This is a genomic window from Microbacterium testaceum (assembly GCF_003075375.1).
GTDB lineage: Bacteria > Actinomycetota > Actinomycetes > Actinomycetales > Microbacteriaceae > Microbacterium > Microbacterium testaceum_E.
Genome location: NZ_QDFT01000021.1, coordinates 1 through 14432 on the forward strand (window position 1 = coordinate 1; position 14432 = coordinate 14432).

Below are 14432 nucleotides of genomic sequence, written 5' to 3' on the forward strand. Positions count from 1 at the left end.
ACCCGCGCTCATCGGGTGACCGCCCCGCGCGCGCGGCGGTCACCCGATGAGCGCGGGTCTTCCCGAGGTCGCCCGCATCGTCGACGACGCCCTGGGCGTGTACGCCGACGACGCGGCTGCCGTCGAGGTGCTCGAGTCGTTCCGCGCGCGCCTGCGCGAGCCCCTGCGGCTCGCCGTGGCCGGCATCGTCAAGGCCGGCAAGTCGACGCTGCTGAACGCCCTGATCGGCGAACGCATCGCCCCCACCGACGCGGGGGAGTGCACCCGCACGATCACCTGGTACCGCTACGGCTCGACCGCCCGCGTCGACCTGCGGCTGCACGACGGGCGGCGCATCTCGCGCCCCGTCCGCCGTGACGAGGGGCGCCTCGTGCTCGACATGGGCGGCTACACCGCCGAAGAGGTGGCGTGGATCGACGTGGCGTGGCCGAGCGAGAGCCTGCGCTCCACCGTGCTCATCGACACGCCCGGCATCGCCTCGCTGACGGTCGAGAACTCCGCCCGGTCGACGGACTTCTTCATCCCGAAGGACACCCCCACGGCCGCGGATGCCATCATCTACCTGCTGCGTCACGTGCACGCCGAGGACCTCAAGTTCCTCGAGGCCTTCCGCGACACCGCCGCGGGCGAGTCGCAGACGGTCAACGCCCTCGCGGCGCTCTCGCGCGCCGACGAGATCGGCTCGGGCCGGATCGACTCGCTGCTGTCGGCCGCGAAGATCGCCGACCGCTACCGCCGCGACGGGGAGCTGCGCTCGCTCGCGCTCGACGTCGTCCCGGTCGCGGGGCTGCTCGCCGAGGGCGGCCGCACGCTCCGCGAGAGCGAGTTCATCGCCCTGCGCCACATCGCGATGATGGACCGCGCCGCTCGCGACCGTCTGATGCTCACGGTCGACCGCTTCACCCGCGCCAGCGACGACACCGCCCTCAGCGTCGACGTCCGGCGGGCCCTGCTGCGCCGGTTCGGCCTGTTCGGCGTGCGCCTGGCGGCGGCCCTCATCCGCGGCGGGGCGAGCACCTCGTCGGCGCTGTCGGACCGCCTCGTGCAGCAGAGCGGCCTGGTCGAGGTGCAGCGCTTCGTCGAGGACCAGTTCCGCGGCCGGGCCTTCGCGCTCAAGGCACGCGGCATCCTGCACAGCGTCGAGCGGCTCGTGCGCGAGCGCCCGCGTCCGAACACGGCGGGACTGCTGGCATCCATCGAGCGCCTCACGGCCCAGAGCCACGACCTGCGGGAGCTCTCGCTGCTGGCCGAGCTGCGCACGTCCCCGCCCGAGCTCGACGCCGCGGTCCTCGCCGAGGCCGAGCGCATCGTCGGGGGTGCGGGACTGGCGCCGGCGCGACGTCTGGGTCTCGGCGACGATGCCGAGCCGGCCGCCCAGCGCGAGCGTATCGACGGTCTGATGACCACGTGGCGCTCCCTGGCGGAGTCGCCCCTCACCGACCGCCACACGGCCGATCTGTGCCGCGGTGTCGTGCGCAGCGTCGAGGGGGCGGCATCCGACCTCTTCGGATCGGATGCCGCCCCCTCGAGTTCAGAGCTCGGCGGTGGTGCCGCTGGTGGTGCCGCGTCGGATGTCGTGCTTTCGGGCGGTCCAGCGTAGAGCCGCCGGGATCACCGAGAACAGCAGACCCAGGGCCGACAGACCCAGCTGGATCAGCAGCAGTCGGTCCAGGGGGACGCCGCGGTCGCCCACGGCCACGAACTGGCGCGCGGCCAGCACGGTGACGGCGAGGAAGACCAGGATGCCGAGCATCCACCACCGCGCGTTGTTGCGGCGGTTGTTGAACGACACCAGTGTCGTGATCTGCACCAGCAGGACCGTCACCATCGCGCCGAAGACGCACCAGAAGACGATGTCGGCCGCGGAGCTGATGGTCTCGGAGGGACGGGTGGTGTCGACCTCGCGCACGATCGCCTCGATGTCGGGGTCGATCGACTGCCGGATGATGAAGAGGTAGCCCACCGCGATCGCGCCGACCACCAGGCTCAGCACCCAGCTGATCTGCGCCAGCCGCACGGCCGCCGGGGGCGGCATCTTGACCATGACCGGGGCGGCGGCTTTGTCGTGCAGGGCCGGTCGCTCGGGCTTCGCGGCTTTGGGGGGCGGTTCGTACGGCGGGGGCGCGGGCGAGCGGCGCACCTGCGACTGCGGGGCGGACGCGCCGGAACGGCGGGTGAGCTCCTGGGAGCCCACCCGCCGTTCCGAGGGGGTGTCAGAACTGGTCATCCGACGTGTCTTCGATGACGGTCTCGTTGCCCGAGTCGAACACCACGGTGGTGTCCTCGTCGACGTCGGTGTCGATCGTCGTGTCGGTGGTGTCGTTGAACGAGTCGCCGACCGCGACGTCGGTGGACGAGTCGTTGGCCGAGTCGGTCAGGTCGATGTCCGTCGAGTTGTCCGTCGTCTCGGTGTTCTCGGTGTTCTCGTTGTACGAACCGTCGATGTCGGTGTTCGTCTCTTCGTTGCCGATGTTGACGTCGTTGCCGGCGCCGATGTTCGTCGAGTGGTCCAGGGTGGTGTCCTGGTCGACGTCGTTGCCCGCGGCGATCGACTTGTCGCCCGAGGCGACGACGGCCTCGTTGCCGAAGGTCTGGTTGACGTCGCCGTTGGCCCAGATGTTCTGGTTCACGGACTGGTCGATGATCGTGTCGCGATCGTCGATGTGGGTGTACTGCAGCGAGTTGGTGATCGTCTTGATCTCGCGCACGACCGGGTTGCTGTGCTCCGGGCGGTCGTAGTGGACCGGGGCCGGGGTCGGGTTGGGAGCGACCGACGGCTTGTCCGCGATGACCGGGGCCACCGAGCACACGTCCGCGTAGGAGACGTTGTTCAGCCCACGGGCCGCCATCGCGCCTTCCGGGTCCTCCTCGAACTCGGCCGCAGCCTGCGGGTCGCGCAGAAGGCTCAGGATGAATTCGATCAGCGCATCTGCCATGGTCGCCAGCGTGACGCTCATTGGGGTCTCCTCACGGTTGTTCCTTGGTTCGACGGTATGTCGAAGGGGTACGGATCCGCGTCGGGGGGAACCCCCATAGCGCGGGACGGGTCATAGGGGTTTGCCGAACGCATGGTCAGCCCACGCGTTCGGGCAGGGCGACGGGCGCGCGCACGTCGTCGTCGAGGGCCGTGCGCAGGCGCGCCATCAGGTCGGAGCGCGACGTCGCGCCCAGGCGTCGGCGGATGCGCGCGATGTGGTGCTCGGCGGTGCGCGGAGAGATGAAGATGGCCTCGCCGATCTCGGCGTAGGTCTTGCCCTGCAGCACCAGTGCCGCGACCTCGCGCTCGCGCTCGCTGAGGACGCCGTGGCTCTCGGCCGGCCGCGTCGGGGTGGTCACCGGTCCCGTCTCGGCGATCGCGGGGGCCGTGGGCACCGCCTCCGCGCGCTCGCGCGGGTGCAGCTGACGGGCGCACGCCAGCAGACGGGCGATGACGCGGCGATCGTCGGACTTGTTCGCCCCGTGGCTGGCCAGCCGAGCGCCGTCCCATGCGAAGCCGCAGGCCGCCAGTCCCGCCGCCGCCTCCTCGATCGCGTCGGCGTCGACCACCCCGGTGAGCACGTCGGTCCACACCCGACCCGCGCGGGCGAGGCGCGCCGCGAGGGGGGAGTGTTCCGCGGCCGCACGCAGGGCGCGCGCGTGCAGGGTGAGCTCCTCGGGGCTCCCGAGCAGGATGCTGGCGTGCAGGGCCGACCACTGCAGGCTCGCCGCCCACAGCGCCGGCTGCCCGAGGTCGGCGAGCAACCGCTCGGCCTGCTCCACCTGCGACCGGACCGCCGCGAACTCGCCGAGCTTCGCCGCCGAGACGGCGAACTCTCCCAGCGGCACGAGGGTGAAGAGGTCGATCTGCGCGCGCAGCAGCGATTGCTGCGCCCGCGCCCAGACCGGGCCGAGCTCGGAGGGCTGACCGTTGCGGCGCACCAGGCCCAGCTCGACGGCGTCGGCCAGCAGTCGGTCGCGCGCGGCCAGCGGACGACCGCTCGTGGTGGCGGTTCGCAGCGCGACCTCGGCCTCGGCGGCGTGCTCGCTCTGCACGGCGACCCAGGCGCGCCACAGCATCAGACGCGGCGCGGCCCAGGACCCTCCCTGCCCGCCGGCGATCGCGGCGTCCAGCACGCGTTGCGCCACCGCCGCTTCACCCAGGTGCAGCGCGACGAGGGCGGCGACGACGGCGGGCAGCTCGGGCAGGGGAGCGTCGGACCCGGATGCCGTGTACATCTCGCTCGCGCGGACGAGGTCCTGCAGCCCGTCGCGGTCCGTGGTGTCGAGCGAGGAACGCAGGCCGCGCGAGAGCAGTTCGAGCGAGACGCCGTGCGCGGTCGGGATCGACCGGGCGGCGGCGCCGACCGAAACGGTGGCGGGATCGGGGTGCCCGGAGCCGACGGCGGCGATCAACCATTTCGCGCGACTCTCCGCGGTCTGCGGCAGTCCGCCGGCGTAGACCTGCGCGCCGAGGCTCATGTCGCCGCGCAGGGCCCACACGGCCGCGGCCATGTCGAGCGCCTCATCGCCGGGTGCCTCGGGGGCCGAGAACATCCGATCGACGAAGGCGCCCGCGGCATCCACGTCTCCGACGGCCCACGCGGCGCGGGCGCGGCGCAGCGGCAGGTCGTCCGCCGAGGCGCCGGCGCGGTCGGCGGCGTCGTACAGCTCCGCGGCCCGGCGGGGATCGCGAGTCAGCTCGCGATCGCCGTCGGCGAGCAGGGCGGCGGCCACGCGGTCATCGGTCGCTCCGCCGAGAAGGGCCTGCACGGTCGAGGCGTCCTTGACCAGGCGGGCCGAGTAGAGGTCGAGCAGACGGTCGGGCGTGAGGCGAGCCCGCACCGCCTCGCGCACGACGGGGACGGTGCGTCCGCCGCGCTGCAGCAGACCCGCGTCGTAGCCCGCGGCGCACGCCGCGCCCGCGTTGGCGTCCAGGGCGGACCGCTCGTCGAGGCACAGGGCCTCGACCGCGAGTCGCAGAGCGGGATCGAGGGAGTCGATGCGGTGCGAGATGAGGTCGTGCAGCGACCGCGCGATCTCGTCGCGGTCGCAGCGTCCGTCGCACATCGCCTCGCCGTGCAGGACGAGCGCCTCGGAGGTCAGCCAGGCCAGGCCGCCCGTGGCCTCGAACAGCGTCGACACGCAGTCGCGGCCGGCCCCGGTCGGCGTGGTGCCCAGGTGCGCGAGCGCGTCGGGGATCGAGACGTGCCCGAGCAGCACCGGGGGCTGGTGGCGCTCGATGTCGTCGATGAGGGAGCGCAGGACGACGGATGCCGGGTCGGGTCGCGTCGACAGCAGCACCGTCGCGGTCCCTTCGCGCAGGCGTCCGGCGACCCGGCTCAGCAGCGCGTCGTCGAGCAGGTGCGCGTCGTCGATGAGGACGACCGCCCCCTCGGCAGCGGGCAGGTCCGAGGGGTGCGCGAGCGCGACGGGCGCCGCGCCCGCCTCGCGCAGAGCCGCGAAGACATGGCGGAGCACCCGGGACTTGCCCGAACCCGCCGTGCCGATCACCGCGAGGGGGAGCGGGACGGCCGTGCTGGTGTAGGCGTCGAGGAGCGTGCGCGCGACGCGGGGCAGCAGCAGTGACTCGAGGTCACCGTGCGTCGTATCCGTGGACGTGTGCGAGATCGACATCGGTGTGTGCTCTCGTTCCGGCGGCCGCGGGTCAGATCTCGCCGCCCGAGGTGGTCGAGGGATCGGGTGTCGAGCTCTCCGCGGGCGGAGCCGAGGTCTCGGCCGGCTGTTCGGAAGACGGGGGAGTGGTCTCGGTGGGGGTGGTCTCGCTCGGCGCCGGGTCCTGGGTGGGCTCCTGCGTCGGCTCCTGCGTGGCGGGCGGCTGCGTCGACGGCGCGGTCGTGGCGGTCTCCGAGGGGGACGGGTCGACCGGGGCCGGGGCGCTCGTCGACGGCTCGGTCGATGCCGAGGGCGCCGAACTCGACGGCTGCTGCGCGGGCTGCTGGGCGGGCTGAGCGGGCGCCGGGTTCGACTGGCCGCCGCCTCCGCCCCCGCCGCCACCCTGCTGCTGCGGAGCCATCGACGGGGTGCGCTCCTCCGCGGTGCGCGGAGTCAGGCGCTGCGGGGTGCGCTGACGCGGCTCGCTCTTGGCCGAGGGCTGGGTCTCGTCCGGCACCGCGGCCTGCGGGGCGGCCGGCTGCTCGACGGCGGGCGTCACGCCCGGTGCGGCGATGCTGGCGGGAGGAGAGGAGGGCAGGTCGAGGGGCTCGAACATCAGCAGCTCCTCGTCGGCGGCGAGGGGCTGCGAGGTGATGCCCACACCGGAGCGGGCGAGGATGCCGACACCCATCGCCGGGACGCTCACGACGCCCACGCCGACGGCCAGCGCCGTCACGCCCGCGGCGACATAAGCCGTCGCCGGCACGCGGCGGAACCACGGTGCGCGCTTCTCGGCGCGGGTCGCGGTGAAGCCCGGCCCGTCCATCGCGTCGTCATCGTCGTCATCGTCGTCGAGGTCCGTATCGTCGTCGGTGCCCACGGCATCCAGGGTCACGGGGACGAAATCGCCCGCCGCCACGCCGGCCGCTGTGCGCGCGGCGCCGAGGGCGATGATGGCCTTGGGGTCGGCGTCGACGGCGATGGGCCGGTCGAACCGCTCGGAGAGCAGCTGCGCGACACGGGGGATGCGCGAGGTACCACCCGTGAGCAGGATGGCGTCGAGGTCCTCGGGCGTCAGGCCGGACTGCTCGAGGGCGATCTCGAGGACCTCGACGGTGCGCTCGATCTCGGGCTCGATCATGTCCTCGAACTCGGCGCGCGTCAGGCGCACCGCGCCGTGGCCCTCGCCGACCAGGACGGGCACCACGGCCTCGCCGTCGAACGACAGCGATTCCTTCGCCTCCACGCACTCGCGGCGCAGCGACGCCAGGGCCATGCGCATGCCGGGGTCGCCGGCGGCCGAGGTCAGGGCCGAGGCGGGGATGCCCGCGGCCTTGACGGTGTGTCGCAGGACGATGTCGTCGAAGTCGGCGCCACCCAGATCCGGGATGCCGACGGGCGCGCCGACGAAGTCGACGCGGCCGTCGATGGTCTTCTGCAGGATGACGGTGTCGAAGGTGCCGCCACCGAAGTCGTAGACCGCGAGCGCGCGGCCGATGTCGAGCGGGTGCGTCGACTCGTAGTGGCGCGCGGCCGCCTCGGGCTCGGTGATGACCTGGACGTCGTTCCAGCCCAGGCGGCCGACCGCGTCCTGCACCAGCCGCGTGCGGTATTCGCCCCAGGTGACGGGGACCGAGACGGCGATGCCGGCGGGGTGCTGGCCCTCGCGTTCGACCGCGGTCCCGATGACCCAGCCGACCATGAGCGCGTAGAGATCCTGCGGAGAGAACCGGCGGTCGCCGGCCACGATGGGCACGTCGTCGCCGATGCGGCGCTTGAACTCGCGGACGAGTCGCTCGGGCTGGGCGGTGCCGCGTCGCTCCGCGGCATCGCCGAACAGCAGGCCGCTGTCCGAGACGAAGACCGTGGTCGGCGTGTTGTCGGCGTTGCGCCCCAGGGGCAGCGAGGCCGCCACCAGAGCACCGTCAGGAGCGGTGCGCGCGATCGCGGCCGCCGTCCTGCTCGTTCCGACATCGATCGCCAAGAAGTACGGCGTTGCCATGTGATTCGACCCCCCGAAGGCATGCAGGAACGCCGAAACGCCCCTGAATCCCCCGATTCCTCGGGCTCGACGACGAGCCCCATTTTCGTTCCGCCCGCAGGTACCCCCTGTACCCGACCGGCGCTGGTGCCACGAGTGTGTCACACCTGGGAACCGGATGAAAGAGTGGGTGACGCCGCATTGCGCTCTGTGATAGTGCCCCTTCGCCCGGCAGGTGATGTGCTCGAGGCGATTCCCGCTCGACCGGAGGGCGTGGTGCGGGTTGTGCTGGCACTCGCGTTGCGGGAGTGCCAGCGCTTCTCTACACTCGCATTAGCACTCTCCCCGCGTGAGTGCTGAAAAGTCTTCTGTAACGAGAAAGAAGAGGTAGACCGTGTCGGTTTCCATCAAGCCGCTCGAGGACCGCATCGTCATCAAGCAGGTCGAGGCTGAGCAGACCACCGCGAGTGGTCTCGTCATCCCCGACACCGCCAAGGAGAAGCCGCAGGAGGGCGAAGTCGTCGCCGTCGGCCCCGGCCGCATCGACGACAACGGCAACCGTGTCCCCCTCGACGTCGCCGTCGGCGACCGCGTGCTCTACAGCAAGTACGGCGGCACCGAGGTCAAGTTCGGCGCCGAAGAGTACCTCGTGCTCTCGGCCCGCGACGTCCTGGCGGTCGTCGTCCGCTGATCGCGACTCCACGCAGACCCCGGATGCCCTGGCATCCGGGGTCTTCGTCTTTTCTCCGCCGCATCGTGGCAGGAAAGAGCGGTCCCGGGCCGCCCCGTGTCGAAGGGCGCGCGTAGGCTGAATCGGTGACCCCGTCTCCTGCCGCTACGACCGGCGGGACCACCCGCGGCGCGCTCTACGCCCTCGGGGCCTATCTGCTGTGGGGCGTGCTGCCCGTCTACTTCCTGCAGCTCAAGCCGACCGGCGCGTTCGAGGTCGTGGCGTGGCGCATCGTCTTCGCGTTCGTCTTCTGCCTGCTCCTGCTCACCGTGCTGCGCGCCTGGCCCGCCTTCCTGCGCATCGTCCGGCAACCCCGACTGATGGGCCTCACGGCGCTCGCGGGCGTCCTCATCTACGTCAACTGGCAGACCTACCTTTACGGGGCGCTCAACGAGCACGTCATCGAGACGAGCCTGGGCTACTTCATCAACCCGATCGTGACCGTGCTGCTCGGCGTGATCGTTCTGCGCGAACGCCTGCGCGTGCTGCCCTGGGTCGCGGTGGGCATCGCCGTGCTGGCGGTCGTGATCATCGTGGTTGGGTACGGGTCCTTCCCCTGGATCGCCCTGACGCTGGCCTTCTCGTTCGGCTTCTACGGTCTGGTCAAGAAGCAGATCGGACCCTCGGTGGATGCCGTCAGCGGACTGACCCTGGAATCCTTCTGGCTGCTGCCGGTCGCCGGCATCCAACTCGCCGTGGTCGCGAGCACCACCGGCATCACGCTCGGCACCGCGGGTCCCGTGCACACGATCCTGCTGCTGCTCGCGGGTGCGGTGACGGCCGTCCCGCTGCTGATGTTCGCCTCGGGCGCTCGCCGCGTCCCGCTCACGGTGATCGGTCTGCTGCAGTTCATCGCGCCGATCCTGCAGTTCATCATCGGTGTCTGGGTGCTGCACGAACCGATGACGACCGAGAGGTGGATCGGTTTCGGTCTGGTCTGGGTGGCCCTGGTCGTCCTGAGCGTCGATTCGCTCGTCGCCGCGCGCCGTCACCGTCCCGTCGTCGAGGACGTCGCCGAACCGGTCTGAGCGGCCCGAGGCTGCGCTTCGCGGCCGTCACGCCGTCGCGCCCTACCGTGTCCGGGACCGCCGCGGGAGAACCGTTATGGGGCCGTGATCGCGGCGACGCACATCGTTAACGAACGGCAACATGCGCAAAACCTGCACCCGATTAGGTTGGGGACACCAGGTGACCCGATGGGTCGCCCAACGTTCATTCACAGCAAGGAGCACTATGAACGTCTTCCCGCGCACGCGCAGCGCCCGCATCCTGGGCGGCATCGCCCTGGTCGGCGCCAGCGCGCTCGTCCTCGCCGGCTGCTCCGGCGGCGGCAGCGACGCCGCCGCCCCCAGCGCCTCCTCCGGCGGGGGCGCCACGTCCACGGCCGACGGTACGTTCCACGTCGGCACGATCCTCCCGGCCACGGGTAACCTCGCCTTCCTCGGCCCGCCCGAGGTCGCGGGTGTCAAGCTCGCAATCCAGGACATCGAGGCGACGGGCGACGCGTTCCCCTTCACGACCGAACTGACCGAGCGCGACTCCGGTGACACCACCACCGACATCGCCACCCAGTCGGCCACCGAGCTCGTCGACGCCGGTGCCGACGTCGTCATCGGTGCGGCCTCCTCGGGCGTGTCGTTCACGTTCATCGACCAGCTGGTGAACGCGGGCATCGTCCAGATCTCGCCCGCCAACACCTCGCCCGACTTCACCACCTACGCCGACGACGGGTACTACTGGCGCACCGCCCCCTCCGACGTGCTGCAGGGTCGTGTGCTCGGCAACCTGATGGTCGGTGACGGTGCCGCCAACGTCGGCATCATCTACATCAACGACCCGTACGGCATCGGCCTCAAGGACAACGCGACCACGGCCATCGAGGCCGCCGGTGGCGAGGTCTCGGCCGCCGTGCCGTACAACCCGGGCGACACCGTCTTCACGTCGCAGGTGGACCAGGTCCTCGCGTCGCAGCCCGACGCGATCGCCGTCATCGCCTTCGAGGAGACGTCGTCGATCATCCCGCAGCTCGTCAGCACGCAGGGCTACGCCGCGTCGAAGGTGTACTTCGTCGATGGCAACCTGTCGAACTCGTACGAGTTCCCCGCCGGCACGCTGCAGGGCGCCAAGGGCACGCTTCCCGGCAACCCCGCCGACACCGACTTCCAGAGCCGTCTCAAGCAGGTCGACCCCGCGCTGACCGACTTCAGCTACGCTCCCGAGTCCTACGACGCGGTCATCGTGGCTGCTCTCGCCGCGGCTCAGGCCAAGGACGACTCGGGCACGGCCATCCGTGACAACCTGCAGTCGGTCTCGGAGGAGGGCGAGAAGTGCACCACCTTCGCGGACTGCCTCGCGCTCATCAACGAGGGCAAGGACATCGACTACGACGGTGTCTCGGGCCCGATCACCTTCGACGCCAACGGTGACCCCACCGAGGCGTACATCGGTATCTACCAGTACGGCGCCGACAACAAGTACACGCTCCTGAACACGGAGTTCGGTTCGCTCAACGAGTGACCTGAGAACGCGGAAGGCCCGGATCCTCGGATCCGGGCCTTCCGTCGTGTCCGGCGCGCCCCCGCCCCCGGTGCCCGCAGCTCTACGGCGTCAGGCCGCAGGTCCTCGCGGTGAAGGCGAGCAGGGCCTCGGCGACGGCGCGCGGACGCTCCAGAGGGACGACGACCTTGCGGCCGTCCACGCGGGCGACGAGATCGAAGAGCGTCCCGACCTTGTCCTCGGCGATCGCGTGGGCGTCGCAGCGCAGCGGCGTCACGGCCACGCGGACGGTGGACGGCGCGTCATCCGGGCCCACCGACACCCCGAGAGCGCTGCTCGCGCCGTCCGCGAACCGCAGCAGGGGAGTGCCCCGCAACGCGACGAGCTCGAGCCGACCCGCCTCGGCGACGCCGGTGGGATGGATCGAGACGACCAGCTCCGCGGTCCCGTCCGCTCCGGGCGACAGGTCCGACGCCGATACCCGCGCCACGGATGCCACCGCCTCGACGTCGCAGCGCTCGGCGGTCAGCCGCGCGACGACGTCCAGCGGGTCGTCGAGCGGGTGGACGGTCTCGACCCGGACGCCGCCGTCGCGCAGCAGGAGCCGTACGGTGGGGGAGCCGTCGGCATCCGTGCACTGCAGCCCCGTCAGGGGAACGGGCACGTCGGTGGTCTGACCCGGGCCGATACGAAGCGGGCGGGCAGTGTCGCCACCCGCGGGCGCGGTGAGCGCGGCGGACTCGACGATCGCCGAGACGAGGGTGACGGGGACGTCCGACGTGTTGGTGACCCGCACCTGAGCGCGTTGCACGGCGATGTCGCCGCGCTGCTGCACCAGGACGGTTTCGAGCGCGGGCGGCGGGGGTGGGGCCGAACACGACGCGAGTGCGACGCCCACCACGGTGAGCGCCGCACTCGCGACGTACGGCAGGCGGATCAGGCCTCGGGCTCCTTGCGGTCCCGCTTGGCGTCCTCATCGGCGGCCAGGGTTCCGAGGTACAGCTCGATCACGCGGGGATCGGTCAGCAGCTCGCGACCGGTGCCGGTGTACGCGTCCTTGCCCTGGTCGAGCACGTACGCGCGGTGGCAGATCTGCAGGCACCGACGGGCGTTCTGCTCGACCATGATGATGGTCACACCGGCGCGGTTGATCTCGGCCACGCGCAGGAACGTCTCGTCCTGGCGGACGGGCGACAGGCCGGCCGACGGCTCGTCGAGCAGCAGCACGGACGGGTCCATCATGAGGGCGCGACCCATCGCGACCATCTGACGCTCACCGCCCGAGAGCGACCCGGCACGCTGCTTGCGGCGCTTGGCGAGCTCGGGGAACAGCCCTGAGACGAAGTCGAAGCGCTCGGCGAACACCTTCGGCCGCTGGAACAGACCCATCTGCAGGTTCTCTTCGATCGACAGGCTCGGGAACACGTTGTTGTTCTGCGGGACCATGCCGACGCCCTTGGCGACGAGCTTGTCCGCCTTCAGCGAGGTGATGTCTTCGCCGTTGAGCAGAACGGCTCCGCCGCGGATCTTGACCTGACCGAAGATCGCCTTGAGCAGCGTCGACTTACCCGCGCCGTTGGGGCCGATGATGCCGATCAGATCGCCCTGGTAGGCGTCGACGGTGCACCCGTTCAGGATGTTGACGCCCGGGAGGTAGCCGGCGACGAGGTCGTCGGTGCGCAGCACCGGGGTGCGCGTGGCGGTGGCGGTGTCGGTCATCAGAGCTTCCCGTCCTTCTCGTCGGCGATGAGCTCCGCCTCCGCCTCGGCGGCGGCTTCGGCCTGAATGGTCTCCAGCTGCGAGGTGGTCATGTCGCCCAGGTCGGTGTCGTGGTGCGCACCGAGGTACGCGTCGATCACGGCCTGGTCGGTCATGACCGTCTCGGGCGGTCCCTCGGCGACGACCCGGCCCTCGGCCATGACGACGACCCAGTCGGAGATGTGGCGCACCATGTGCATGTCGTGCTCGACGAAGAGGACGCTCATCCCCTCCTTCTTCAGGTCGAGGATGTGCCCGAGCAGGCTCTGCGTGAGCGCCGGGTTGACGCCGGCCATGGGCTCGTCGAGCATCACCAGCTTCGGGTCGCTCATGAGCGCCCGCGCCATCTCGAGCAGCTTGCGCTGTCCACCGGACAGCGACGCGGCGAAGTCCTCGCGCTTGGCATCCAGCTTGAACCGGCGCAGCAGGTCGTCGGCGCGCTCGGTGTTCGCCTTCTCCTGCGAGCCCCAGATCGAGGGGATCAGGGCGCGGAAGATGTTCTCGCCCTTCTGCCCGCGCGCGCCCAGGAGCATGTTCTGCAGCACGGTCAGGCGACCCAGCGACTTCGTCAGCTGGAAGGTGCGGACCATTCCCTTGCGCGACACCTTGAACGCCGGGACGTTCGCGAGGTTGTCGCCCTCGAAGCTCCAGCGGCCCGTGTTGGGCTTGTCGAAACCGGTGAGCAGGTTGAACAGGGTGGTCTTGCCCGCACCGTTCGGTCCGATGAGCGCCGTGATCTGGCCGCGGGGGATCTCGAGGTGCTCGACGTCGACGGCTTTGAGGCCGCCGAACTGGCGGGTGACGCCGTCGGCGACGACGATCGGGTCGACCTTGGCGCAACCGGGTCGGACGTCGCCCTTGACGAGCGGGTGGGTGACGGTCGTGTCAGACATTGAACGACAGCTCCTTCTTGTTGCCGAAGATGCCCTGTGGCCGGAAGATCACCAGGAGCATGAGGCCGATGCCGACGAGGATGAAGCGGACCTGACCGGTCTGCGTGCTGGACATGAAGCCCAGGATGCCGACATCGCGCAGTCCCACGATGATGCCGTTCGACAGCGACAGCAGCACCCAGAACAGCATGGCGCCGACGATCGGTCCGAGCAGGGTGGCCGCTCCGCCCAGCAGCAGGGCGGTCCAGATGAAGAACGTCAGCGCCGTCCCGTAGTTACCGGGCTGCACGGCGCGGGGAAGGATGAACACGACGCCCGCGAGGCCGCCCATGACGCCGCCGAGGACGAGCGCCTGCATCTTGTACGAGTAGACGTTCTTGCCGAGGCTGCGCACGGCATCCTCGTCCTCGCGGATGCCCTTGACGACGCGGCCCCAGGGGCTGCGCATGAGCAGGAACACGAGCAGGGTGGCGATGATGACCAGGCCCCAGCCGAAGACGCGCACCCACCAGTCGTTCGCCGAGTAGGTCCACGGCCCGATGCCGTAGGTGCCGGCCGGCAGGGGGTTGATCGCCTGGAACTCGCGGTTGTAGCCGTTCAGGCCCTGCGAGCCGCCGGTGACGTCGGTCAGGCCGACGGTCGAGACCACGTACCGCACGATCTCGGCCGCGGCGATCGTCACGATCGCCAGGTAGTCCGCCCGCAGGCGCAGGGTCGGGATGCCGAGCAGGAACGCGAACAGCACCGAGGCGACGATCGCGACGAGGATCGCCAGCCACACGGGCGCCGCGAACGACAGGGTCGCGATGGCGAAGGCGTAGGCGCCGACGGCCATGAAGCCCGCCTGGCCGAAGTTGAGCAGTCCCGCGTAGCCGAAGTGCACGCTGAGGCCGATCGCGGCCAGGGCGTAGGCCGCGGTGGTCGGGCTGATGAGCTCGCCCGCAGCGTTGTTGAAGATCGAAAGCCAGTCCATGTCGTCTTT

At 70.8% G+C, this 14432-nt stretch carries 12 protein-coding genes; 4 read left to right on the forward strand and 8 right to left on the reverse strand.

Going from position 1 to position 14432, the window contains the following annotated elements; all coding sequences use genetic code 11:
• Positions 1 to 46: 46 nt before the first annotated feature.
• Positions 47 to 1600 carry a dynamin family protein gene (locus tag DC432_RS09615; RefSeq protein ID WP_116537710.1) on the forward strand — a complete coding sequence of 518 codons (1554 nt, stop codon included), beginning with the start codon at positions 47 to 49 and terminating at the stop codon, positions 1598 to 1600.
• Here the strand turns inward: DC432_RS09615 and DC432_RS09620 are convergent.
• From DC432_RS09620 to DC432_RS09635, 4 genes are all read right to left on the reverse strand, one after another.
• The gene (locus tag DC432_RS09620; protein WP_133177913.1) at positions 1532 to 2227 is read right to left on the reverse strand and encodes a hypothetical protein; all 696 of its coding nucleotides are present in this window, start codon (positions 2225 to 2227) and stop codon (positions 1532 to 1534) included. The two genes, DC432_RS09615 and DC432_RS09620, sit on opposite strands and share 69 nt — an antisense overlap.
• A complete protein-coding gene (locus tag DC432_RS09625; protein WP_116537712.1) occupies positions 2214 to 2957 on the reverse strand; it encodes an IniB N-terminal domain-containing protein in 744 nt (247 codons plus the stop codon). The genes DC432_RS09620 and DC432_RS09625 overlap by 14 nt, the downstream gene beginning before the upstream one ends.
• Positions 2958 to 3072: 115 nt before the next feature.
• Complete coding sequence (locus tag DC432_RS09630; RefSeq protein WP_116537713.1) at positions 3073 to 5613, reverse strand: helix-turn-helix transcriptional regulator; 2541 nt, start codon at positions 5611 to 5613, stop codon at positions 3073 to 3075.
• Between the two features lie 31 nt (positions 5614 to 5644).
• The gene (locus DC432_RS09635) at positions 5645 to 7594 is read right to left on the reverse strand and encodes an Hsp70 family protein (protein ID WP_116537714.1); all 1950 of its coding nucleotides are present in this window, start codon (positions 7592 to 7594) and stop codon (positions 5645 to 5647) included.
• 373 nt (positions 7595 to 7967) lie between these two features.
• Between DC432_RS09635 and groES the strand changes: the two genes are divergently transcribed.
• From groES to DC432_RS09650, 3 genes are all read left to right on the forward strand, one after another.
• Entirely contained in the window at positions 7968 to 8264 is a 297-nt protein-coding gene (gene groES, locus DC432_RS09640; RefSeq protein WP_013583903.1) for a co-chaperone GroES, read from the forward strand.
• A 125-nt stretch (positions 8265 to 8389) separates the two neighbouring features.
• Positions 8390 to 9331, forward strand: coding sequence for an EamA family transporter RarD (gene rarD, locus DC432_RS09645; protein ID WP_116537715.1), 942 nt, complete (start codon positions 8390 to 8392; stop codon positions 9329 to 9331).
• Positions 9332 to 9536: 205 nt separating this feature from the next.
• Entirely contained in the window at positions 9537 to 10820 is a 1284-nt protein-coding gene (locus tag DC432_RS09650; RefSeq protein WP_108319228.1) for an ABC transporter substrate-binding protein, read from the forward strand.
• A gap of 82 nt (positions 10821 to 10902) precedes the next feature.
• Here the strand turns inward: DC432_RS09650 and DC432_RS09655 are convergent, their stop codons facing one another.
• From DC432_RS09655 to DC432_RS09670, 4 genes are all read right to left on the reverse strand, one after another.
• Positions 10903 to 11634 carry a hypothetical protein gene (locus DC432_RS09655; protein WP_116537716.1) on the reverse strand — a complete coding sequence of 244 codons (732 nt, stop codon included), beginning with the start codon at positions 11632 to 11634 and terminating at the stop codon, positions 10903 to 10905.
• Positions 11635 to 11735: 101 nt separating this feature from the next.
• Positions 11736 to 12518: an ABC transporter ATP-binding protein gene (locus DC432_RS09660; protein ID WP_108319224.1), complete on the reverse strand. Its 783-nt coding sequence runs from the start codon at positions 12516 to 12518 to the stop codon at positions 11736 to 11738.
• Positions 12518 to 13450 carry an ABC transporter ATP-binding protein gene (locus DC432_RS09665; RefSeq protein ID WP_108319222.1) on the reverse strand — a complete coding sequence of 311 codons (933 nt, stop codon included), beginning with the start codon at positions 13448 to 13450 and terminating at the stop codon, positions 12518 to 12520. Before DC432_RS09665 ends, DC432_RS09660 begins: the two co-directional genes overlap by 1 nt.
• The gene (locus DC432_RS09670; protein WP_116537717.1) at positions 13443 to 14423 is read right to left on the reverse strand and encodes a branched-chain amino acid ABC transporter permease; all 981 of its coding nucleotides are present in this window, start codon (positions 14421 to 14423) and stop codon (positions 13443 to 13445) included. Before DC432_RS09670 ends, DC432_RS09665 begins: the two co-directional genes overlap by 8 nt.
• Positions 14424 to 14432: the final 9 nt, after the last annotated feature.

Coding starts and splice junctions, on each gene's coding strand:
- DC432_RS09615 (WP_116537710.1), top strand. CDS start 47: ATGAGCGCGGGTCTTCCCGAGGTCGCCCGCATCGTCGACGACGCCCTG.
- DC432_RS09620 (WP_133177913.1), bottom strand. CDS start 2,227: ATGACCAGTTCTGACACCCCCTCGGAACGGCGGGTGGGCTCCCAGGAG.
- DC432_RS09625 (WP_116537712.1), bottom strand. CDS start 2,957: ATGAGCGTCACGCTGGCGACCATGGCAGATGCGCTGATCGAATTCATC.
- DC432_RS09630 (WP_116537713.1), bottom strand. CDS start 5,613: ATGTCGATCTCGCACACGTCCACGGATACGACGCACGGTGACCTCGAG.
- DC432_RS09635 (WP_116537714.1), bottom strand. CDS start 7,594: ATGGCAACGCCGTACTTCTTGGCGATCGATGTCGGAACGAGCAGGACG.
- DC432_RS09650 (WP_108319228.1), top strand. CDS start 9,537: ATGAACGTCTTCCCGCGCACGCGCAGCGCCCGCATCCTGGGCGGCATC.
- DC432_RS09660 (WP_108319224.1), bottom strand. CDS start 12,518: ATGACCGACACCGCCACCGCCACGCGCACCCCGGTGCTGCGCACCGAC.
- DC432_RS09665 (WP_108319222.1), bottom strand. CDS start 13,450: ATGTCTGACACGACCGTCACCCACCCGCTCGTCAAGGGCGACGTCCGA.
- DC432_RS09670 (WP_116537717.1), bottom strand. CDS start 14,423: ATGGACTGGCTTTCGATCTTCAACAACGCTGCGGGCGAGCTCATCAGC.